Source organism: Williamsia deligens (genome assembly GCF_024171765.1).
Classification (GTDB): domain Bacteria; phylum Actinomycetota; class Actinomycetes; order Mycobacteriales; family Mycobacteriaceae; genus Williamsia_A; species Williamsia_A deligens.
In genome coordinates this window covers 263,397-284,204 of sequence record NZ_JAMTCI010000001.1, presented here as the reverse complement: position 1 = coordinate 284,204, position 20,808 = coordinate 263,397, and the positions used below count along the sequence as shown (strand labels likewise).

The following is a 20,808-nucleotide window of genomic DNA, read 5'->3' as shown; positions in this document are numbered from 1 at the left end:
CGATGACTCTCAGCACCCTGGCGCTCTTGACCGTCGCCGGTTTCGGTGCCGGACTGGTCGGCTACATCACCGGGCTGGCATCGCTCGTCAGCTATCCGGCCTTGCTCCTCGCCGGACTGCCACCGCTCGCTGCGAACGTCACGAACACCGTCGCGCTCGTGTCGGTTGGGGTGGGCAGCACGGCGCGGGCGGGATCCTCGCTGCTCGACGACCGCCGACGGCTCACGGTGCTCGGGGCGATCGCCGTCGTCGGTGGGCTGATCGGTGCGGGCGTCCTGCTGCTGTCCCCGGCCGGCTCGTTCGAGGCGGTCGTGCCCGTCCTCGTCGCGCTCGCCGCGGTCGCCGTGTTGGCGCAGCCCGTCCTGCGGCGGGCAGCCGGACACCGGGAGATGCCGACGGTGTTCGCCGTCTGTTCGTTCGCGGTGGCGATCTACGGCGGCTACTTCGGCGCCGGCGCGGGGGTCATCTTCCTCGCCCTGGCCCTGATCACCTCGGCGCAACCGCTGTGGCGGGCGACGCTGCTCAAGTCAGCGCTGCTGGGCCTGTCGAACCTGTCGGCGGCGGTCCTGTTCGCGATCACCGGTCCTGTGCACTGGGTCGCGGCCGTCGCCATGGGCATCGGGTGCCTGGCCGGCGGGTGGGCCGGCCCGCCGATCGTCGCCCGCCTGCCCGCCGGCCCACTGCGCGTCGTGATCGGCTTCGCCGGCCTCGGTCTCGCCGTCTGGCTCGCCATTCGCTGAGAAAAGACCGTTGCCGCGACCGCACCCACCTGCCGCGACCGTCGCAACGGTCGCGGGTGGGGAGAACGGTCGCGGGAAGCCGGACGACCGTTCGCTGAGAGCGAGAATGCGGGTCCTGCCTGGCGGGGTCTGTGCGGGACCGGCGAAACACTCGTAGCGTGGAGAGGTGACGTCAGCTCCCTCCGGTCATCCCTCTCCTCGCACACTCGGCGAACTCCGCGCCTCCGGCCACGTCCAGCGGTCGGTCAAGGACGAGATCCGCAACAACCTCCTCACCAAGCTCCGGGCCGGCGACGACCCGTGGCCCGGCATCGTCGGCTTCGAGTCGACGGTCGTCCCCCAACTCGAGCGCGCGCTGCTCGCCGGCCACGACGTGGTCATGCTCGGCGAGCGCGGCCAGGGCAAGACCCGCCTCCTGCGCACCCTTGCCGGACTGCTCGACGAGTGGACGCCGGTCATCACGGGCTCCGAACTCGACGAGCACCCCTACGAGCCGATCACCCCGGCCGCCATCCGTACGGCGGCGAACCTCGGCGACGACCTGCCCATCGAGTGGCGGCACCGCTCGGAGCGCTACTCCGAGAAGCTCGCCACGCCGGACACGTCCGTCGGCGACCTCGTCGGCGACGTGGACCCGATGAAGGTCGCGGCCGGCCGCAACCTCGGCGACCCCGAGACCATCCACTTCGGGCTGATCCCGCGCGCCCACCGCGGCATCGTCGCGATCAACGAACTCCCCGATCTCGCCGAGCGCATCCAGGTGTCGATGCTCAACGTGATGGAGGAGCGCGACATCCAGATCCGCGGCTACTCGCTGCGACTCCCGCTGGACGTGCTCCTGGTGGCCAGCGCCAACCCCGAGGACTACACCAACCGCGGGCGCATCATCACCCCGCTGAAGGACCGCTTCGGCGCCGAGATCCGCACCCACTACCCGCTCGAGCTCGACGACGAGATCGCCGTCATCGAGCAGGAGGCGGACCTCGTCGCCACCGTCCCGACGTTCGTCGTGGAGATCCTGGCGCGGTTCACCCGCTACGTCCGCGACCACCCGTCGATCGACCAGCGCTCCGGTGTCTCGGCGCGGTTCGCGATCGCCGGCGCCGAGACCGTCGGTGCCGCAGCGCTGCACCGCGCGACGGTGACCGGCGAGGATTCGGCCGTCGCCCGAGTCGTCGACCTCACCTCGATCATCGAGGTGCTGCGCGGCAAGGTCGAGTTCGAGTCCGGCGAGGAGGGACGCGAGGGCGAGGTCCTCGAACACCTGCTGCGCAAGGCGACCGCCGACACGGTCCGCGCCCACCTCGGTGGCATCGACATGGCGCCGCTCGTCACGGCACTGGAGAGCGGCGAGCCCGTCGTCACCGGTGACCGCGTCACGGCCTCGGAGCTGCTGAAGTCCATCCCGTCGCCGGACACCACCACACCCGTGATCGACGCCGTCGCCGAACGTCTCGACGCCGCCGACGGTGGGGAACGCGCCAGCGCACTGGAACTCGCGCTCGAGGGTCTCTTCCTCGCCCGGCGCATCAGCAAGGAGGCGGACGACCACGGCGTCACCATGTACGGCTGACCGCCGACCGTCCCCGCAGACCCGGGAGGGCACCGCCTGATGGCACGCAAGACTTTCCACCGCTCGTCCTACCAGCGTTACCGCGGGGGGCCGGACCCTCTGGCGCCTCCTGTCGATCTGCGCTCGGCGCTCGACGAGATCGGCGAGGACATCATGGCCGGCGCCTCGCCGCAGCGTGCCATGCGCGAGTACCTGCGGCGCGGCAGCCAGGACATGCGTGGTCTGGACAAGCTGCGCGAGCAGATCAACAAGCGCCGCAAGGAGTTGCTCGAGAAGAACAACCTCGACGGGACGTTCGCCGAGATACGGGAACTCCTCGACTCCGCGGTGCTCAACGAGCGCAAGCAGCTCGCCCGCGACCTCGACGACGAAGCGCGGTTCGCCGAGATGCAGATCGGCAACCTGCCGGCGTCGACGGCGCAGGCGGTCCAGGAGCTCTCGGAGTACGAGTGGCGCTCGCCGGAGGCCAAGGCCGACTACGACAAGATCTCCGACCTCCTCGGCCGCGAGATGCTCGACCAGCGCTTCCAGGGCATGAAGGACGCCCTGGAGAACGCGACGGACGCCGACCGCCAGGCGATCTCGGAGATGCTCTCGGATCTCAACGAGCTCCTCGCCGCGCACAACCGCGGCGAGGACACGACCGAGCAGTTCGACGAGTTCATGGACAAGCACGGTCAGCACTTCCCCGACAACCCGCAGTCGACGGAGGAACTCGTCGACTCCCTGGCCAAGCGGGCTGCGGCGGCGCAGGCGTTCTACAACTCGCTCACCCCCGAGCAGCGCGCGGAACTCGACCAGTTGGCGCAGCAGGCGTTCGGGTCGCCGGAGTTGATGTCGCAGTTGTCACAGATGGATTCCCAGCTGCGACAGGCCCGTCCCGACCTGGGGTGGGGTGACTCGGCGGACTTCACCGGCGAGCAGGGCATGGGGATGGGGCAGGGCGCAGGCGCACTGTCCGACCTGGCGGAGCTGGAGTCGTTGTCGGAGCAGCTGTCCCAGCAGTACGCCGGCGCGCAGATGGACGACATCGATCTCGACGCGCTGGCCCGGCAGCTCGGCCCGGAGGCGTCGGCCGACGCACGGACCCTCGCCGAGCTCGAGAAGGCCCTCAAAGAGCAGAACATCTTCCACCGCGACGCCGACGGCAACCTGCAGTTGTCGCCGAAGGCGATGCGTCAGCTCGGGCAGTCCATCTTCCGGGATGTCGCCGAGCAGCTCTCCGGTCGCAAGGGCGATCGCACGACGCGGCGCACGGGCGCGTCGGGCGAACCGACCGGGGCGACTCGGGAGTGGGAGTTCGGCGACACCGAGCCGTGGGACGTCACGGCCACCGTCGGGAACGCGGTGCGGCGCACCATCACCGAGCAACCCGGCGGTGTGGGCGACCTCGCCTCGGGCGGCGTTCGGATCGACGTGCGCGACGTCGAGGTCGCCGAGACCGAGGCGCGGTCGAAGGCGGCGGTGGTCCTGCTCGTCGACACGTCGTTCTCCATGGAGATGGAGGGCCGCTGGCTGCCGATGAAGCGGACGGCCGTGGCGCTCAACCACCTGATCTCGACGCGATTCCGCAACGACGAGCTGTCGCTGATCGCGTTCGGGCGGCACGCCCGCACCATCGACATCGCCGAGCTGACGGGCCTGCAGCCGCGGATGGAGCAGGGCACCAACCTGCACCATGCGCTGATGCTGGCCGGGCGGCACCTGCGCAAGCACCCCAACGCGCAGCCGGTGGTGCTCATCGTCACCGACGGCGAACCGACCGCGCATCTCGAGCCCGACGGTGAACCGTTCTTCTACTACCCACCGCACCCGGCGACGCTGGCCATGACCGTGCGCGAGCTGGACGCGGTGGCCCGCCTCGGCGCCCAGGTGACGATCTTCCGTCTCGGCGACGACCCCAGCCTGGAGCGTTTCATCGATCAGGTGGCCCGCCGTATCGGTGGACGGGTCGTCGCTCCCGACATCGACGGGTTGGGTGCGGCGGTCGTCGGCGACTACCTGGGTTCACGACGGGGTCGACGGGGGTAGTACAGGTGCATGACACGCACTGTTCGCGTCGGCACCTCGGGATGGGTGTACCCGCCCTGGCGGGGGACCTTCTATCCGAAGGGCCTCGTCCAGCGGCGTGAACTGGAGTACCTCTCGTCCACGCTGAACTCGGTCGAGATCAACGGCACCTTCTACTCGCTACAGAAGCCGGACAGCTTCCGGCGGTGGGCGGAGCAGACCCCGGACGACTTCGCCTTCTCGGTGAAGGGCCCGCGGTTCATCACCCACATGAAGAAGCTGCGCGACGTCGACGCGCCGGTGGCGAACTTCTTCGCCTCCGGCGTGCTGGCGTTGGGGCCCAAGCTCGGTCCGGTGCTGTGGCAGCTCCCGCCGAGTATGCGGTTCGACCCCGACCGGCTCGGTCCGTTCCTCGACGGGTTACCCCGGACCACCGTCGCGGCAGCGGAGATCGCGCGGCACCACGACGAGCGGCTCGACGGACGCGACTGGTTCGACGTCGACGCCGACCGGCCCGTGCGACATGCGGTCGAGGTCCGCCACGCCACGTTCGAGTCGTCGCGGGCGGTGCGTCTGCTGCGTGATGCCGGGGTCGCGTTGGTGCTCGCCGACGCGGCACACCTCTACCCGGTGATGGACGAGAAGACCGCCGACTTCACCTACTGCCGACTCCACGGGGACGAGAAGCTCTATGTGAGCGGCTATTCCGCCGAGTCACTCGACAAATGGGCGGCCACGCTGCGACGTCACCGCGGCGACATCTACGCCTATTTCGACAACGACGTGAAGGTGCACGCGCCGTTCGATGCGCGGGGTCTGCTCGACCGCCTCAGCTGAGCTTCTTGCGGGTGTCGATCGCCGGGCCCTTGCGTTCCACCGACACCCCACCCATGAGCGCCGCGCCCGTGATCGTCACCCGGGCACCGCGGGTCGACGAGCCCGGGCCGGACGCGCGGCGGTCGAAGCCACCCATGATCCCGACGCCCCGGATGTCGACCTCGACCTCGGGTCCGACGACGATCTCGATCCCGCCCATGACGGCCGTCGCCTGGATGTCGAGGGCACCTGTGGTGAACCGGGCGTCGCGGAGGTCGATGCTGACGCCGCCCCAGAACGCCACCGCGGTCAGAGTGCCCGAGACGGCGACGTCGCCGGCGAGTTCCGCCCCGCTCATCACGGCGATCAGGCGCTGTACCGGAGCCTGTCCGGGAGGTGCGGTCGCGGAGACCGACCCCGCGATCGCATCGACGGGAAGGTTGCTGGTCAGCGGGGCGAGGTCGTCCGTCGTGCGCGCCACCACCGCCTTGTCCGCGCGGGTCTCGTACTCGGTGGGGCTGAGATACCCCTGCGCCATCGCGGCCGCGAGGATGTCGTGGACGCGACTGCGGTCGGCGTCCGACACCCGCGTCGCGGGTCGCTCGTCGGGTCGCTCGGCGGGCAGATCGCTCATGGTGCGACCCTAACGCCCACCGTCGGTCCCGGAGACCCTCCGACGTGACCGATAGGCCGCCACGGCGTTGCGGTTGCCGCAGGTGGTGGAGCAGTAGCGACGAGACCGGTTGCGCGAGAGGTCGATCACGAGCGCACGGCAGTCGTCGTCGTCGCAGACGGAGAAGCGCGACATCTCGTCGGCGCGGATGACGTCGACCATCGCCATCGCGGCCTCGACGAGCATCCGGGCGGCGAGCGGGGCGTCGTCGTCGACGGCGTGGATGTGCCAGTCCTGGTCGTCGTGACGCACCAGGCGGGGAGTCGCGTGGTGGTCGGAGAGCAGTGCGTTCACCAGGTCGACGGCGTCGGTGGTGCTCGCGGTGAACAGTGCCCGCAGTCGTGGACGTGCGGCGCGGACCTCGTCGAGCTCGGCGCGGTCGGCGTCGACACGTCCGGTGAAGCCCTGCCGGCGCACGAACTCGAGGAGCTCGTCGACCGTCGTGAGGGTGTCGGGGTCCTCCGCGGTGTTGACCAGCGCGACCGCAGCCTGCAACGACATCTCGGTGTCATCGGTGAAAACCACGTTGACACATTACCTCGACGCCACCTAGCGTCATGACCCATGAAGCGCATGGGTGATGACAGGCGTGTGGGTGTGGGGCTGGTGGTCGCTCTGGTCTCCGCGTTCTCGTTCGGCCTGTCGGGGGCGATCGCGCGCCCGATGCTGGAGGGCGGGTGGTCGCCGGGGGTTGTCGTCACCCTGCGTATCGCGCTGGGTGCCGCGGTCGTCGCGCCGCTCGCGATCCGCGCGTTGCGGGGTCGGTGGCACCTGCTGCGTCGCAACGTCACGAGCATCGCCCTCTACGGGCTCCTCGCGGTCGCCGGTGCGCAGTTCTGCTACTTCTCCGCTGTCCAGTCGATGCAGGTGGGCCCGGCGCTGCTCATCGAGTACACCGCCCCGGCCGCCGTGGTCCTGTGGCTCTGGGCCCGACGGGGACAACGGCCGTCGGCCGTGACGACCGCCGGTGTCGGCATCTGCGCGGTCGGGCTGGTCCTCGTCCTCGACCTGGCCTCGTCGGGCGGCGTCTCCGGGACCGGGGTCGCCTGGGCGTTCGGTGCGATGGTCGGCGCCGCGGCCTACTTCCTCATCTCCGCCGACGACGACTCGGGACTGCCGCCGCTCGCGCTCGCCGGTGCCGGCCTCGTGGTCGGCGCACTGGTGCTCGCGGTGCTGGGCGCCGTCGGTGCGATGCCGATGCGTGTCGGGAGCGGCCCGATCGCCTACGCCGGTGTCGCGACGTCGCCGTGGGTCGCCGTGGCCGTCCTCGGCGTCGTGACGGCGGCGACCGCGTACGTCACCGGTGTGATCGGTGCCCGGCGACTCGGGCCGCGGGTGGCGTCGTTCGTGGGCCTCAGCGAGGTCCTGGCGGGTGTCCTGTGGAGCTGGGCGCTGCTCGCGGAGATCCCGCGCCCGATCCAGTTCGCCGGCGGGGCACTGATCCTCGCCGGGGTCGTCGCGGTGAAACTCGGCGAGCGGTCAGGCGAGAAGCGCGGCGATCACGGCGATGACCGGGATCGAGATGAGCGTGGTGACCAGGGCGCTGTCGCGAGCGAGCACCACCCCGCGCTGGTAGCGGGTGGCGTAGACGAGGACGTTCTGCGCGGTCGGTAGCGCGGCGATGACCACCTGGGCGAACAGGTTGTGTCCGCGTTCGTCGAACAGGAAGTACGCCAGCACGAACACGAGGACGGGCTGCACGATCATCTTCATCACCGACGCCAGCGCGACGTCACGGCGTGGGCTGTTGCCCTTGCGCAACACGCTCACGCCGGTCAGCGACAGCCCGAACGCGAGCAACGCACCCGGCACGGACGCGTTGCCGAGCATCCCGATCGGTTCCTCGACTGCGTGGGGGAGTGTCGTCCCCGTCAGCGAGATCACCAGGCCGATCAGGCCGCCGATGACGATCGGGTTCGTCAGCGGCGCGACGACGGTGTCGCGCAGCGTGATCCGTCCGGTGCCCGAGCGCAGTGCGGTCAGGTCGAGCATGGTCAGCGCGATCGGCGAGTAGATCATGATCTGGAACAGCAGCAGCGGCGCCACGAACGTCGCGTCCTTGAGGACGAAGATGGCGATGGGGATGCCCAGGTTCGCGCTGTTGACGTAACTCGACGACAGCGCGCCGATCACCGCCTCGGGGATCTGACGTCGCAGCACCGTCCGGGCGAGGACGAAGTAGACCGCCCCGACCGCGAACGCACTGCCCCCGGCGATCACGAGCGTTGTGGAGAAGATCTGCGCGACGTCGGTGGTCGACAACGAGTGCAGCAGCAGCGCCGGGGTGAAGACGAAGAACACCAGCCGCGACAACACCTGGTGCGCGTCGGGTCCGAGCGTCCCCGTCCGTCCGAGGACCCATCCCACCCCGATGAGGATGAAGATGACGGTGAACCCCTGGACCACTCCGGACACCGGGGGATCCTACGTGCGTGCCGGAACGCCACCGCCCGGCCGTGCACGCCGCCTGTGACGCCGCTCACGGTCCCGCTCGTACAGTGGCGGGAGAGGCCGTGCCGACGGCCGCGGAAGGGCGCGATGGATTTCGAGGACACCCCGGACGAGGCACGCTGGCGCGAGAAGGTGCGCACCTTCATCACCGAGCACCGCGACGAACTCGGCGACCGCAGCGAGCGTGGTCACGACGACGTCCGCTCACGGCAGCGCGAGGCGCTCCTCTACGACGGGGGCCTCGTCGGCGTCACCTGGCCGGTGGAGGCGGGTGGCCAGGGCGGCACCCCGATGCAGCAGGCCATCGTCGACCAGGAACTCGCCCGCGCCGGCGCACCCGGACTGGTCAACTTCATCGGGATCGGCATGTGCGGTCCGACGGTGATCGCGCACGGGACCCAGGACCAGAAGGACCGCTACCTCCAGCGACTGCTCCGCGCCGACGACATCTGGTGCCAGCTCTTCAGCGAGCCCGCGTCCGGCAGCGACCTCGCCGCCCTGCGCACCCGCGCGGTCCGCACCGACGACGGCAACTGGGTGGTCAACGGACAGAAGGTGTGGACGACGCTCGCGCACCTCGCCGACTACGGCATCCTGCTCACCCGCACGGACCCCGACGTCGCGAAACACCGGGGCCTGACCATGTTCGTCGTCGACATGAAGGCGCCCGGCGTCACCGCCCGCCCGCTGCGCCAGATGAGCGGCAGCGCCGAGTTCAACGAGGTCTTCTTCGACGACGTCGTCATCCCCGACTCCGAACGTCTCGGCGAGGTGGGTGCGGGGTGGTCGGTCGCCATCACGACCCTGATGAGCGAGCGACTGTCGCTCGGCGGTGGCGGCAGTGACCTGGGCATCTCTCCCGACGCCGTCGCGGCGCACGTCGCCCGACGGTTGCCGGACCTGCCCGAGGCCCGCCAGGGCGTCGTGCGACAGCGGTTCGGCCGCGCGTACGCGCAGGCGCTGGCCACCCGCTACACCGGGTATCGGCTGCTGTCGGCGATCAGCCGCGGCGACATGCCCGGCCCGGAGGCGTCGGCGGGAAAGCTGTCGGGCACGGCGACGGCGCGCGAACTCGCCGACATCGCCGTCGACCTGCTCGACGGTGACGGGGCCCTCGCGAACGCCGACGACGACGCCGGGCAGTGGCAGGCGATCCAGGCGAGCCTGCCGGGGCTCGCCATCGCGGGCGGCACGAACGAGGTGTTGCGCAACGTGATCGGCGAACGCGTCCTCGGCCTGCCGTCCGAGCCGCGGGCCGACAAGAACATCACCTTCCGCGAGAGCATCGCGGTCGCCGCCGGTGGGTCCGAGGCCCCGGCACGCACGGAAGGCCAGAGGGCATGAACTTCGATCTCGACGACCAGCAGCGCGACCTCGCGTCGGCCGCGGGTGACTCTCTCGCGTCGGTGACGTCCACCGCGCAGATCCGCGCGGCGCTCGACGGTGATGCGAGCGGCCTCGCACCCGGCCGGGAACGACTGGCCCAGAGTGGTTTCGCGTCGATCACCGTTCCCGAGGCGTCCGGGGGAGGCGGTGGTTCCGTGCTCGATCTGGCGGTCGTCGCCGAGCAGGCCGGACGTGTCCTGGCCGCGCCGTCGGTGGTGACCTGGGCGCGGGCCGCTGTCCTCCTCGATGGCGACGACGCGCGCCTGTCGGCACTGGCGGACGGGTCCTCCGCGTTCGCCGTGGTGGACGCCGGTGCACCCACGCTCGACGCGGTCGGGGCCACGTCGTTCCTCGCCCTCGTCGGCGACGACGTCGTCGTGGCGACAGGCTCCGTCGAGACCCCGGATCCGATCGACCCGACGCGGGGCCTGGGACGCGTGACGCTGCGTGACACCGAGGTCATCGCGACCGACGCGCGGGCCCGGTGGGATCGAGCGACCGCGGTGGGTCGCACGATCCTCGCCGCCGAGGGGCTCGGGACCGCCGCTCGCGCAGTCGAGATGGGCGTCGAGTACGCCAAGGACCGTGTCGCGTTCGGCCGGGCCATCGGCTCCTATCAGGCGGTGAAGCACTCGCTCGTGGACGCCTACGTCGCCGTCGAGCAGCTGCGGTCGCTGGTGTGGTGGGCGGCGTGGACCGCCGACGCCTCACCCGACGAGCTACCGCTGGCGTCGGCAGCGGCAAAGGCGTTCGCCGCCACGGCCGCCCAGGAGGCCACCGAGACCCTCATCCAGGTCCACGGTGGCATCGGGTTCACCTGGGACCACGACGCGCATCTCTACTGGCGTCGGGCCAAGGTGGACCGTTTCCTCCTCGGCGACGAGACCACCGCCTACGACGACGTCGCCCGCACGGCGCTCGCCTCGGCGTGACGCGGGCCTAGCGACTCGAGACGAACGGCAGCAGTGCCATCTCGCGGGCGTTGCGGATCGCGGTGGCCACCTGGCGCTGCTGCTGCGGTGTCAGGCCGGTGATACGTCGTCCGCGGATCTTGCCGCGGTCGGACAGGAACAGACGCAGGGTGGCGACGTCCTTGTAGTCGACCTCGGTGATCCCGCGGTCCTGCAGGATGTTCCGCTTCGGGGCGGCGGGCTTGTCCGACGCAGGCCGTCGGCGTGGGGGCTTCTTCGCCATCGGTGTCACCAACTCGATTTCGTGATGCCGGGCAGCTCGCCGTCGTGGGCCATCGCGCGGAAGCGGACGCGGGAGACGCCGGCCTTGCCGATGTACCCGCGGGGGCGCCCGTCGACGACGTCGCGGTTGCGGACGCGGGTGGGACTGGCGTCGCGGGGGAGGCGCTGCAGGGCGAGTTGCGCGTCAGCGCGCGCGTCGTCGGCGGCGTTCGGGTCGCGGACGATCGCTTTCAGTGCTGCACGCCGTTCGGCATACCGGGCGACGATCTCGCGACGGTGCAGGTTTCGGTTGATCTTCGACTTCTTTGCCATGTCAGCGCTCCTCGCGGAAGTCGACGTGGCGGCGGACCATCGGATCGTATTTCCTGATCACCATGCGATCGGGATCGTTGCGACGGTTCTTGCGCGTCACGTAGGTGTATCCCGTTCCCGCCGTGGACTTCAGCTTCACCACCGGACGGATGTCGGTGCTCTTGCTCGCCATCAGACCTTCTCTCCTCGCGCACGGATTCGTGCCACGACGGCCTCGATGCCGTCGCGGTCGATCGTCTTGATGCCCTTCGCCGAGACCCGCAGGGTCACCGTGCGGCCCTCGCTGGGGACGAAGTAGCGCTTGTGCTGCAGGTTCGGATCCCATCGCCGCGACGTGCGGACGTGGGAGTGCGAGACCTGCTTGCCGAACCCGGGTTCCCGCCCGGTGACCTGGCAGCGTGCCGACACGTGCCCTCCTCATGCAAATGGTAATCGTTCTCGTTAGCGGCTACGGTAGCACCTTGTCGACAATGATTTCCAACAAAGAGGAGGGCCTCGTGGAGAGGACGCCGGTGTTCGTGGTGGCGGGGCTGGACCCCGTCGCGGTCGACGCGGTCGCCACAGGACTGGCCGCACCGGGGACGGCGATCGTCCACCACGATCTGGTGGAGGTGTCGCTGGGTGTCATCACCCGCACCGTCCGTCAGGTCGACGCCGACGGGTGCACGCAGACACGGGTGAGCCGCATCGACCTCGACCACGGATGTGTCTCGTGCGCGCTGCGGCATGACCTGCTGCCGACACTGCGCGCCCTGCACCGGCGGACGAACGTCGATCGGATCGTCGTCGCGCTCGACCCGCTCATCGAACCCGAGCCGTTGTGCTGGGCGATCGATGCCGTCGACGTCGTCGGCGTCCCCGGTCAGGTCGACGGACCGGCGTCGCGGGACGTTCGGGTCGAGGCCGTCATCGGCTGCATCGCGGCAGGCACGTGGCTCGAGGAGGCCACCGGCGACCTGACACTGCCCGAGGCCGGGTTCGACTCCGGGGACGCCGGCGACGAGCGCACGCTGTCGCAGGTCGCGGTCGGACACGTCGCCTTCGCCGACGCGCTCGTCGTGCACGGTGCGGCTGTCGCGAACTGGGACGCCGCGGTGTTCGGAGCCGTCATCCGTCGCCTCGCGCCGGACGTCCCGGTGGTCATGGAGGCGCCCGGACGTCCGCTCGACGAGAAGCTCGTCGCCCTGCTCCTGTCGGCCATGCCGCTGGGAGCCCGCCGGGATCGTTCGGTGGGCCCGTTCGACCCCCTCCTCGCCGGGCAGCCTCCGCTCGACGCCGACTGTGGGGTGCAGCTCGTCGAGTTCACGACCACCCGCCCGTTCCACCCCGGCCGCCTGCACGACGCGTTGGACGCGTTGCTCGAGGGCGTCGTGTGCTCGCGCGGCCGACTGTGGCTCGCGACCCAGCCCGTCGAGGCGCTGTGGATGGAGAGCGCCGGCGGCGGGCTGCGCGTCGCCACCGGTGGACCCTGGCTCGCCGCGATGAGCCCGGACGAGCTCGCGCAGGTCGACCCGGAGCGGGGTGCCCTGGCCGCGGCGCGGTGGGACCCCGAGTTCGGCGACCGGCACACCAGCCTCGTCGTGCTGGTGCACCGCGCCGACCCCGACACGATCCGTGCCGCGCTCCGTGCCGCCTGTGTCACCGACGCCGAGATGGCCGCAGGTCAGGGCGTGTGGTCGACCTGGGACGACCCGTTCGGCGCGTTCCACGCCGACCCGTGCGAGACGTCCGTCCCGCACCCGATCCCCGAGAACGAGGAGAAGAGATGAAGCCCGGAGCCCATCCCGACTACCACCCCGTCGTGTTCCGTGACTCGTCGACCGGGAAGCAGTTCCTGACCCGCTCGACGGTGACGTCCGATGTCACTTTGGAATGGGAGGACGGGAACCGGTACCCTCTTGTGGTTGTCGATGTCACGTCCGACTCGCATCCGTTCTGGACTGGTGCGCACCGCGTGATGGACACCGCAGGACGAGTGCAGAAGTTCGAGCGCCGATATGGGCGCCGCGGACGGCCGTCGTCCACGGCGAGGTCGCAGGGCGATGTCGACACGACCGAATCGTGAAGTGAAGGAAGGGCTGGATCATGGCTGTACCGAAGCGGCGGATGTCTCGGGCGAACACGCGGAGTCGTCGTGCCCAGTGGAAGGCCGAGAACCCGGCTCTGCAGGAGGTCAAGGCCGGTGGCGTCAGCCAGCGTGTCCCGCGCCGCCTGGTGAAGGCCGTGCAGATGGGCCTCATCGACCTCGATCGTCGCTGACACCCACTCTGTAGAGAACGTCCCGGAATCGGGGCCTCGAGGGCATTGCCCCCGGGGTCCCGATTTCGTGTTGTCCGGGGCCGAACGCCCTCAGGCGGCTCAGGCGGCGGGTGTCCCCGTCCGGCACCCTCCTCCCGGGTTTCCGCTCCACTTCCAGGGTTCCCGCTCCACATGTTCGAGGACGCTCCACTTCCAGGGTTCCCGCTCCACTTGTTCGAGGACGCTCCGCTTCCAGGTTTCCCGCTCCACTTGTTCGAGGACGCTCCGCCTGCAGGCGGAGCGTCCTTCAACAGGTGGAGCGTCTGCGCCCGCAGCGACGAATCGCCGGTCGCGCCCCGCACCGTCATGCTGCGAGCAATCCGGCGGTGGTGAAGGCTCGGTGCAGCGTTGCGATGAACCGGTCCGGGTTGCGGAGGTCATTCCACGTCCATCGCACGACGATGATCCCCAGGGCACGGAGCTTGTCCTCGCGTCGCTTCTCGGCGACGACGTCGGTCGCGTCGTCGTACTTGACGAGACCGTCGAACTCGCCGACGACGCGTCCTCCCCAGTCGAAGTCGACGCGCGCGAACACCTCGCCGTCCTCCTCGCGGTACTCCACCTGCAGCTCGGGCATCAAAAACCCGGCGCGGATCATCAACGCTCGGCTGAGGGACTCACCGGCGCTCTCGGACCGCCCGTCGGCCCATGTCAAGGCCTGACGGGCCAGTGCGATACCGCGACGCCGGCGGCCACGGTCGGTCAGGACTGCGATTTCCTCATGCGTCGCGCCGGCCCGTAGTGCCCCGTCGAGAACGACGAGGGCGTCGGCGAACGCCCCGTTGCGAGCGACGTCCATCGCGGTCCGCGCGAGCGTCGTCGTGAGGATCCCGTCGACGACGGTCACCTCGTCGGGCGGCAGAGGTGATGCGTGGAGGAAGAAGGCACGCCCCTTGCGCCGACCACCGGCGTGGCGGTCCGCGGTGAAATGGATGTCGTCGGGGAGTCCCAGGACCGGGATCTTGTGCAGTGCAGCCGCGGATTGGTGGCTGGCCGCTTTTCGCTCCTCCCCGAACTCGGCAGCAGCGATCACCCTGCGGCGGTAATGGTCGCGGCGGGCCTCGATGGAGTCGGAGCGCACCACGCGGCCGTCGTCGGTGACGAACGAGTCCTGTCTCTCTGCGTACATGCCCCGATAGAGGCGATCGAGATCGCCCGTGCGCACAGCGGTTCTCAAGCTCCAGTCGGTGATGCCGGAATCGATGGCGGTGGAACGGACGATGGGGGTCGACAGGGGTCGAGGCTCGCCGGCCCCGGTGTGCTCGTTCATGGCACGACGAAACCGCGGTGGGGTGTCGAGAACGCGGCGTCGCGCGCGACGTCGTCGACCGTCGGTGGAGAGGCGCGAACCTGTGGACACGTGGCCCCGGACAGTTCATACGCTCCGCCTGTTGAAGGACGCTCCGCCTGCAGGTGGAGCGTCCTTCAACAAGCGGAGCGGCAACCCTGTAACTGGAGCGGGAACCCTGGAAGTGGAGCGGGAACGCCGGATCTCAGGCGGAAGCCGGCGCGGCGGGCCCGGGCGCGACTGACCGGCCCCCCGGCCACCAGTTCCGGGCGCCGAAGAGGCGCATCATGGCGGGCACGAGGATCATCCGTACCAGGACGGCGTCGAACAGCACGGCCACCGACAGCGCGAAGCCGAACTGTTTGAGCTCCAGGACGTTCGCGGTGAGGAAGCTGGCGAACACCGCGATCATGATGGCGGCCGCGGCGGTGATGGGCCGCGCGGTGTGTTCGATGCCGTCGACCACCGACTCGAGGTTGTCGCCCGTGCGGGCGAACACCTCGCGCATCCGGCCGATCAGGAACACCTCGTAGTCCATCGACAACCCGAACACGACAGCGAACACGGTGATCGGCAGATAGATCTGCACGAAGCCGACGCTCGTGAACCCGAGCAGCGACGAGAGCCATCCCCACTGGAACACCGCGACAGTCAACCCCATCGCCGCGCCGGTGACCAACAGGTTCATGAGGACGGCCTTGACGGGGATCACGATGCTGCGGAACACGAGCGCCAGATACAGGAACGAGAAGCCCAGCACCGCGGCAACCACCCACGGCAGCTTCCCGGAGATCTCCGACGACGCGTCGACGACGAGAGCCGTTGTCCCGCCGACGTAAGCGCGCGGTCCACCGTCGGTGGTGATCGCGTCGGCCCGGTCGCGGATCGACTGCACGAGGTCGTTCGCCTTCGACGAGTCGATGGGCACCGACGGGATGACCACCATCAGCGATCGGCCGTCGTTGCTCTGCGAGTACGTGAACGAGACGCGCGGGTCCTTCCGCAGCGCGTACTCGAGTTCGATCGCTTTCTCCGCCTGCTGGTCACTCATCGGACCGCGATCCGGGCCGGTGAACACCGTCGTGATCGGGGACGTGGTGCCGGGCGCGAACTTCTCGGCCAGAACGGTGTTCGCGGGGCCGCTCGGCTGGTCGCGCAGAGCCGAAGTGCCGATGTCGACGCCGTATTTGATGGAGCCCAGAGGGACGACGCAGAGCACCAGGAGCAGTACGCAAGCGACGGCGTACCGCCACGGATGCCGCATGACGTGACGGGCCCACCGCGCCCAGCGGCTCGTGCCCGCGTCGATCCGCGCGTCCGCGGGCCGGAATCGCTCAGGAAGGCCGAACTTGTCGACGGACGGCCCGAGGGCCGCGAGCCCCGCCGGCAGCACGGTCCACGCGGCCAGCAGGACGCAGACGATGGTCAGCGCGACGACCAGCGAGATGGTCCGGATGGCGGGGACGTCGACGATGGTCAACGACGCCAACGCGATCATGACGATGAGCCCGGAGATGGCGATGGTGTGCCCCGCGGTCCCGACAGCGACACCGGTCGCGCGCACGACACCCTCGGTGTCCCGACGGGACGTGATGCCCTGCCGCGCGAGTTCCTCGCGGAAACGGCTGACCACGAACAGCGAGTAGTCGATGCCGAGGCCGAGTCCGATCATCGACGCCACGGTGGTCACCAGGATGTCGAAGGTCATCACCTGCGCGAGGGCGGAGATGACACCGAAGGCGAAGAGCAGCCCGATGCCGGTGGAGATCAACGGGATGGCGCCCGCGACGATGCCGCCGAGCGCCAGCACCAGGACGAGCAGCGCGATGGGGATGCCGACGCTCTCCGCGCGGGTGGCATCGGCGGACTCGACGCGGGTGAGGTCGACGGTGATGGGGGAGTAGCCGGTCATGGACACGGTGACGCCGTCGCGGCTCGCCCCCGACAGCGACGTCTGCAGTCGGTCGGCGATCCCTATGCGTCGGCTCGGATCGCCTGAGATGCCGACGAGTGCCACCGCGGCCGTCTTGTCGGCGGAGATCTGCGGCGCGAATCCCTGTGTCTGATAGGGGTCGACGACCGACACCACACCGTCCTCGCCGCGCAGCGCCGACACGACGGCCTCGACCCGCTCCCGGAACCGCGGGTCGGAGGTGACGCGGTCGGTGGAGGAGAAGGTGACCGCGAGCTGCTCGGTGCCGAAGGCGGCGAAATGCTCGCCCACCAGGGTGTCGGAGATCGACGAGTCGCGGTCGGCGACGGAGAAGTCGACGCCGACGAGTCGCGACTGCAACGTCGGGTAGAGCAGGGCGGAGATGACGACGACCAGCAGTCCGACGCCGAGCACGGCGTACCGGTGGCGCGCGACGAACTCGCCCCAGACGACGCCGGGTGATCGCCGGCCGGCGGTCGGCGGCGCGGGACGCTCGGCGGTGTCGACCACGGGTCAGCCCGCGGAGGTGGCGGGGGCGATGTCCCGCGAGAAGATCCGGTAGGTGCGGTACGGGCTCATCTCGATGCGGGACAGCACCGAACCCTTCATCCACTCGCTGTCGTCGAGGACGGGGGCGCCCTCCATGCGCGTGTAGCCGCGTTCCTCGATGCGGCGCCACATCTCGACCACCATCTGCGATGCGACAGACCGGTCGGGGCAGGATGAGTCGACGAGCATCATGTCGACGCGGACCCCGTCGACGACGTCGGTCCTGCGGCGCCCCTTGACGTATCGCAGCGTGGTGAGGTCCCGCACCAGTCGGTTGCGATGCCGGGCCGACCGCGCCATCGCCTGGTTGGCGTCGGGGATGCCCATGAAGAAGGCGACAGGCTTCCCGCGGTACTCGGCCAGCAACGTCAGCTCGCGATCGAGGACGGGCAGCATCATCTTCAGCAGGTCCCACATCTCCGCGCGCGACAGCGGCGAGAACCCCCAGAAGTCCTGGAACGTCGTGTTGTACAGCTCTCGCACGATCTCGGCGTCCCGGCGCAGCGTCCGGTAGCTCATGGTCCGGAAGGTCACCTCCGAGCGGGCGCTGACCCGTTCGTACAGCTGCTTGTGCCGGGCGAACTTCTCGCTGCAGAACATCTGATAGGGCTCATCGAAGCGGTAGCTGTAGAAGTCCTTCATCCCCGCCATGCCCCACTTCTCCAGCTGCGCGGCGTAATACGTCGGGTTGTGGGGCATCCCGATCAGCGGCAGTGTGCCGGCGTCGTCGACGAGGACGCCGGCGCTGTAGAACATCGACGGGCTGAACGGGCCGGCCATCATCGTCAAACCCCGCTCGGCCAACCACGACGAGGCCGCGTCCAGGAGCACCTCGGCGACGGCATAGTCGTCGACGGCCTCGTAGAAACCGAAGAAGCCGATGGACTCGCCGGTGTGGTCGGTGAACGACGTGTCGTGGATCGCGGCGATGCGTCCCACCGGTCGCAGGCCGTCGAGCGCGACGAACGCCTGGCTGTGCCGGACGTCCCGCAACTCCGTCGCCGGCGACCGCAGGGTGGCGCCGAGATCGATCGGCTCGTCGGGCAGCCCGTAGGGGTCGTCTGCGTAGACGGTCCGATAGACGGCGGTGAAGTCCTTCCAGTCCGCGGCGGAGCGGACCGGCACGACGGTGATCACAGAGTCGCCTCCTCGACGAGCGGGACGGGGCGGTCGGTGTCGCAGTCGTCGGCCCCGACGTGGTCGACGGCGACGGGGGAGATCGCGATGGTGGTCGTCCCGGCGAAGACGTACTGGCCGGGGCGCACAGTGATGCGGTCGGCGAGCTCGTCGGGGAGGAACACGTCGCACTGCGACCCGAACCGGATCATCCCGTACTGCTCACCGCGCGCGACGGATTCGCCGACGTCGACGTGCGCGACGATCCGGTTCACCCACAGGTCGGCGATCTGCGTGACCGTCGCCACCGCCCCACCCGGGTGGCGCACCCCGATCGTCAACCGTTCGTTGGTCATCAGGTAGTCACACCCCTCGTCGTACGGCGTCTGACGGGCCAGCAGATTCGCCCCGACCCGCGCCATCGACCGGTTGAACGGGTCGGCGGCGCGGTGGCGGCGTGCGACGACGGTCCCCGCGATCGGGGAGCGGTTGCGGTGCACCGAGTACTCGGTCATGTACACGCCGACAAGGAATCCGCTGCTGTCGGTGGCGATGTCGGTGAACTCGTGCAGGGGGATGGTGCGCCCCTTCTTGATCGCGAACGGGACCTGTCCACGGTCGACCCGCTTCACGTACGTGACGACGCCGTCGGCGGGGGCGACCACCGCATGCCGATTGTCAGGCGGTGTGCGGACGGGGTCGCGGAAGAAGAACCGGAGACGCCACCACGCGACGACCGCGCCGGCGGACGCCGCTGTCGCCGTGGCGATGCCGAGCGCCCACCCGAGCGCGGCGGGCGGCCTGTTCAATGGCCACGCCTCTCGTCCATCGCGGCCGCCCACCCGACGTACCGCTCCAGGGCCGGGCGGGCCAATCCGCCCGGCAGGAGCCCGATCCCGGTGCACGCCACGTAGAAACCGATCGACATCGCCGCGTTCGCCAGCTCGGGTCGCAACGGTGTGTCGGCGAGTGCGACACGGGACGGCTCGGCGCGACGGCCGACCACCCCGACCCGGTGACGGGGCGCATCGCTCATGCGCCGACGATCGCCGGTGCACGCTGACCGGAGACGAGGTCCTTGAGGGTGACGGTGCTGAAGTACAGCTCGAACAGACGGCGGTGATCGCACCACGACGCGTCGTGGGCGGCGGGGAAGATCGCCTCGGGCTTGTGGACCTTGCGCATCAGCACGTCGATGTTGTCGCCGAGCATCGTCGCGGCGAACTCCTCGCCCGCGAGTTCCGCCACCCGGCTGTAGAACTGGTCCCAGGTGACGAGGTCCAGGCCGAGGAGATCGGCGTACAGGCTGTGGTCGTAGTCGGTCGGGTTCGACGGCAACATCCGGGCCAGCGGCATGTCGGCCAGCGCGTTGCTGACCATCACCTCGCAGATGATGTCGACGGGGACGTAGTTCATGCCCGGGCCGTCCCAGATGGCGCCGACGGCGATCGCCACCTCGAGGATCCGCCAGAAGCTGTAGGCGCGACCGGGATCGAGACCGCGCTGGGTGCTGCCGAGGATGTAGGGCGCCTCGCACAGCGTCACCGAGAAGGTGTCGTCGTCGGCCAGCCACCCCAGCAGTGCGGCGTTGACCCACTTCATCTGGGCGTACCCCGAGTACCACCACGAGTCGGCGCGGCGGAAGTCCTCGGCGCGCTGGTAGAGGTGGGCGCCGATGCTGCCGACGTAGGTGACGTGCTTGCGGGTGCGGGTGATCGAGAACTCGAGGACTCGCAGCAGGCTGACGAACCAGTCGTCGCGCAGGTCGACGTAGCTGGACAGGTAGTCGGTGGAGCTGGCGCAGTTGTAGATCAGTCCGACGGCCTCGGCGAGACCGGTGTAGCCCTCGCGGTCGAGACCGAAGAAGCGGGCGGTGGGATTGCCCTCGACGATGGTCACCTTCGAGAAGTCGATGCTGATCTCGTACTGGTCGACGGTGTCCTGCAGTCGGCGTCGGGCCGACGCGGTCTCCGTTGGGCGGATCATGGCGAACACCTCGGTGATCGCGGGGTCGTGGGTCAACCGGCCGATGAGGTGCGCACCGAGGAACCCGTTGGCGCCGAGCACCAGAGCGGTGTCGCGACGCGGCTCGGGCATGGTCGAGACGCGTCGTCGTGTCGCGGCGTCGACGGTCGGGCGCAACGCCGTCGGGTCGCCGGTGCTCAACGCGACGACGTCGGCGTACTTGCCGCCGAAGCGCAGGCTCCGGCAGTCGCGGGTGATCAGAGCGTCCGTGTGCGGCCACACCGGTCGCAGTGATTCCCCCGTCGATCCCACCGCTGAACTCATTCCCCAGACCCTTTCGTCGCGTGCTGAACCGGGCAGACGGTAGCGAGCGAAATGTCCGAACCGTGACCGGCTTGGCGAGACTTTGTGAGGGGCTACAGGCGGCGTTCTCCACAGGTGTTGCTCTGATCACGGGCGAGAGATCGTTGATCGCCACTCACGCGGCGCGTTGTCCCGGCGTGTT

General features: G+C 69.6%; 22 protein-coding genes and 1 pseudogene. 10 read left to right on the top strand and 13 right to left on the bottom strand.

From position 1 onward, the window contains the following. Nucleotides 1-2 precede the first annotated feature (2 nt). The 4 genes from LX14_RS01405 (at nucleotide 3) to LX14_RS01390 (ending at nucleotide 5,160) form a co-directional block, all read left to right on the top strand. The gene (locus LX14_RS01405) at nucleotides 3-740 is read left to right on the top strand and encodes a sulfite exporter TauE/SafE family protein (protein ID WP_253645503.1); all 738 of its coding nucleotides are present in this window, start codon (nucleotides 3-5) and stop codon (nucleotides 738-740) included. Between the two features lie 166 nt (nucleotides 741-906). Then, the gene (locus LX14_RS01400; RefSeq protein ID WP_253645502.1) at nucleotides 907-2,313 is read left to right on the top strand and encodes an ATP-binding protein; all 1,407 of its coding nucleotides are present in this window, start codon (nucleotides 907-909) and stop codon (nucleotides 2,311-2,313) included. A 39-nt stretch (nucleotides 2,314-2,352) separates the two neighbouring features. Beyond that, nucleotides 2,353-4,344, top strand: a complete 1,992-nt coding sequence (locus LX14_RS01395) for a vWA domain-containing protein (RefSeq protein WP_253645501.1) — start codon at nucleotides 2,353-2,355, stop codon at nucleotides 4,342-4,344. A gap of 9 nt (nucleotides 4,345-4,353) precedes the next feature. Further along, nucleotides 4,354-5,160, top strand: a complete 807-nt coding sequence (locus tag LX14_RS01390; protein ID WP_253645500.1) for a DUF72 domain-containing protein — start codon at nucleotides 4,354-4,356, stop codon at nucleotides 5,158-5,160. Here LX14_RS01390 and LX14_RS01385 read toward each other — a convergent pair. Together LX14_RS01385 and LX14_RS01380 are read right to left on the bottom strand one after the other, a co-directional pair. Then, the gene (locus tag LX14_RS01385; RefSeq protein WP_253645499.1) at nucleotides 5,153-5,773 is read right to left on the bottom strand and encodes a DUF1707 SHOCT-like domain-containing protein; all 621 of its coding nucleotides are present in this window, start codon (nucleotides 5,771-5,773) and stop codon (nucleotides 5,153-5,155) included. The two genes, LX14_RS01390 and LX14_RS01385, sit on opposite strands and share 8 nt — an antisense overlap. Nucleotides 5,774-5,782: 9 nt before the next feature. Further along, nucleotides 5,783-6,337, bottom strand: a complete 555-nt coding sequence (locus tag LX14_RS01380) for a CGNR zinc finger domain-containing protein (protein WP_253645498.1) — start codon at nucleotides 6,335-6,337, stop codon at nucleotides 5,783-5,785. Between the two features lie 39 nt (nucleotides 6,338-6,376). Between LX14_RS01380 and LX14_RS01375 the strand changes: the two are divergent. Continuing rightward, nucleotides 6,377-7,264: pseudogene (locus LX14_RS01375) on the top strand (EamA family transporter); the annotation flags it as partial. Between the two features lie 27 nt (nucleotides 7,265-7,291). Here LX14_RS01375 and LX14_RS01370 read toward each other — a convergent pair. Continuing rightward, nucleotides 7,292-8,227 (bottom strand): AEC family transporter, encoded by a 936-nt coding sequence (locus LX14_RS01370; protein ID WP_253645497.1) that lies wholly within the window; start codon nucleotides 8,225-8,227, stop codon nucleotides 7,292-7,294. 123 nt (nucleotides 8,228-8,350) lie between these two features. Here LX14_RS01370 and LX14_RS01365 point away from each other — a divergent pair, with 123 nt between their 5' ends. Both LX14_RS01365 and LX14_RS01360 read left to right on the top strand, forming a co-directional pair. Continuing rightward, the gene (locus LX14_RS01365) at nucleotides 8,351-9,607 is read left to right on the top strand and encodes an acyl-CoA dehydrogenase family protein (RefSeq protein WP_253645496.1); all 1,257 of its coding nucleotides are present in this window, start codon (nucleotides 8,351-8,353) and stop codon (nucleotides 9,605-9,607) included. Further along, nucleotides 9,604-10,581 carry an acyl-CoA dehydrogenase family protein gene (locus tag LX14_RS01360; RefSeq protein WP_253645495.1) on the top strand — a complete coding sequence of 326 codons (978 nt, stop codon included), beginning with the start codon at nucleotides 9,604-9,606 and terminating at the stop codon, nucleotides 10,579-10,581. The genes LX14_RS01365 and LX14_RS01360 overlap by 4 nt, the downstream gene beginning before the upstream one ends. Nucleotides 10,582-10,588: 7 nt before the next feature. On the opposite strand, the gene rpsR is transcribed toward LX14_RS01360, so the two are convergent. From rpsR to rpmB, 4 genes are read right to left on the bottom strand one after another with little or no spacing between them, the layout of a single operon-like run. Continuing rightward, nucleotides 10,589-10,843 carry a 30S ribosomal protein S18 gene (gene rpsR, locus LX14_RS01355; RefSeq protein WP_253645494.1) on the bottom strand — a complete coding sequence of 85 codons (255 nt, stop codon included), beginning with the start codon at nucleotides 10,841-10,843 and terminating at the stop codon, nucleotides 10,589-10,591. 5 nt (nucleotides 10,844-10,848) lie between these two features. Continuing rightward, nucleotides 10,849-11,154: a 30S ribosomal protein S14 gene (gene rpsN / locus LX14_RS01350; RefSeq protein ID WP_253645493.1), complete on the bottom strand. Its 306-nt coding sequence runs from the start codon at nucleotides 11,152-11,154 to the stop codon at nucleotides 10,849-10,851. A gap of 1 nt (nucleotide 11,155) precedes the next feature. Beyond that, the gene (gene rpmG, locus LX14_RS01345) at nucleotides 11,156-11,326 is read right to left on the bottom strand and encodes a 50S ribosomal protein L33 (protein WP_253645492.1); all 171 of its coding nucleotides are present in this window, start codon (nucleotides 11,324-11,326) and stop codon (nucleotides 11,156-11,158) included. Next, on the bottom strand, nucleotides 11,326-11,562 hold the full coding sequence (rpmB, locus tag LX14_RS01340) for a 50S ribosomal protein L28 (protein ID WP_253645491.1): 237 nt from the start codon (nucleotides 11,560-11,562) through the stop codon (nucleotides 11,326-11,328). The genes rpmG and rpmB overlap by 1 nt, the downstream gene beginning before the upstream one ends. 62 nt (nucleotides 11,563-11,624) lie before the next feature. Here rpmB and mrf point away from each other — a divergent pair, with 62 nt between their 5' ends. From mrf to rpmF, 3 genes are read left to right on the top strand one after another with little or no spacing between them, the layout of a single operon-like run. Next, a complete protein-coding gene (mrf, locus tag LX14_RS01335; RefSeq protein WP_253645490.1) occupies nucleotides 11,625-12,923 on the top strand; it encodes a ribosome hibernation factor-recruiting GTPase MRF in 1,299 nt (432 codons plus the stop codon). Further along, entirely contained in the window at nucleotides 12,920-13,219 is a 300-nt protein-coding gene (locus LX14_RS01330) for a type B 50S ribosomal protein L31 (RefSeq protein WP_253645489.1), read from the top strand. The genes mrf and LX14_RS01330 overlap by 4 nt, the downstream gene beginning before the upstream one ends. 20 nt (nucleotides 13,220-13,239) lie before the next feature. Next, nucleotides 13,240-13,413, top strand: coding sequence for a 50S ribosomal protein L32 (gene rpmF / locus LX14_RS01325; protein ID WP_253645488.1), 174 nt, complete (start codon nucleotides 13,240-13,242; stop codon nucleotides 13,411-13,413). 343 nt (nucleotides 13,414-13,756) lie between these two features. Here rpmF and LX14_RS01320 read toward each other — a convergent pair whose 3' ends face one another. The 6 genes from LX14_RS01320 to LX14_RS01295 form a co-directional block, all read right to left on the bottom strand. Continuing rightward, nucleotides 13,757-14,722, bottom strand: a complete 966-nt coding sequence (locus LX14_RS01320; RefSeq protein WP_253645487.1) for a hypothetical protein — start codon at nucleotides 14,720-14,722, stop codon at nucleotides 13,757-13,759. 223 nt (nucleotides 14,723-14,945) lie between these two features. Beyond that, nucleotides 14,946-17,183, bottom strand: coding sequence for an MMPL family transporter (locus LX14_RS01315; protein WP_253645486.1), 2,238 nt, complete (start codon nucleotides 17,181-17,183; stop codon nucleotides 14,946-14,948). A gap of 3 nt (nucleotides 17,184-17,186) precedes the next feature. Further along, nucleotides 17,187-18,359, bottom strand: coding sequence for a hypothetical protein (locus LX14_RS01310; protein WP_253645485.1), 1,173 nt, complete (start codon nucleotides 18,357-18,359; stop codon nucleotides 17,187-17,189). Further along, on the bottom strand, nucleotides 18,356-19,147 hold the full coding sequence (locus tag LX14_RS01305) for a phosphatidylserine decarboxylase (protein ID WP_253645484.1): 792 nt from the start codon (nucleotides 19,145-19,147) through the stop codon (nucleotides 18,356-18,358). The genes LX14_RS01310 and LX14_RS01305 overlap by 4 nt, the downstream gene beginning before the upstream one ends. Then, a complete protein-coding gene (locus LX14_RS01300) occupies nucleotides 19,144-19,374 on the bottom strand; it encodes a serine/threonine protein phosphatase (protein WP_253645483.1) in 231 nt (76 codons plus the stop codon). Before LX14_RS01300 ends, LX14_RS01305 begins: the two co-directional genes overlap by 4 nt. After that, nucleotides 19,371-20,627, bottom strand: a complete 1,257-nt coding sequence (locus LX14_RS01295) for an SDR family oxidoreductase (protein WP_253645482.1) — start codon at nucleotides 20,625-20,627, stop codon at nucleotides 19,371-19,373. Before LX14_RS01295 ends, LX14_RS01300 begins: the two co-directional genes overlap by 4 nt. Between the last annotated feature and the right edge of the window lie 181 nt (nucleotides 20,628-20,808).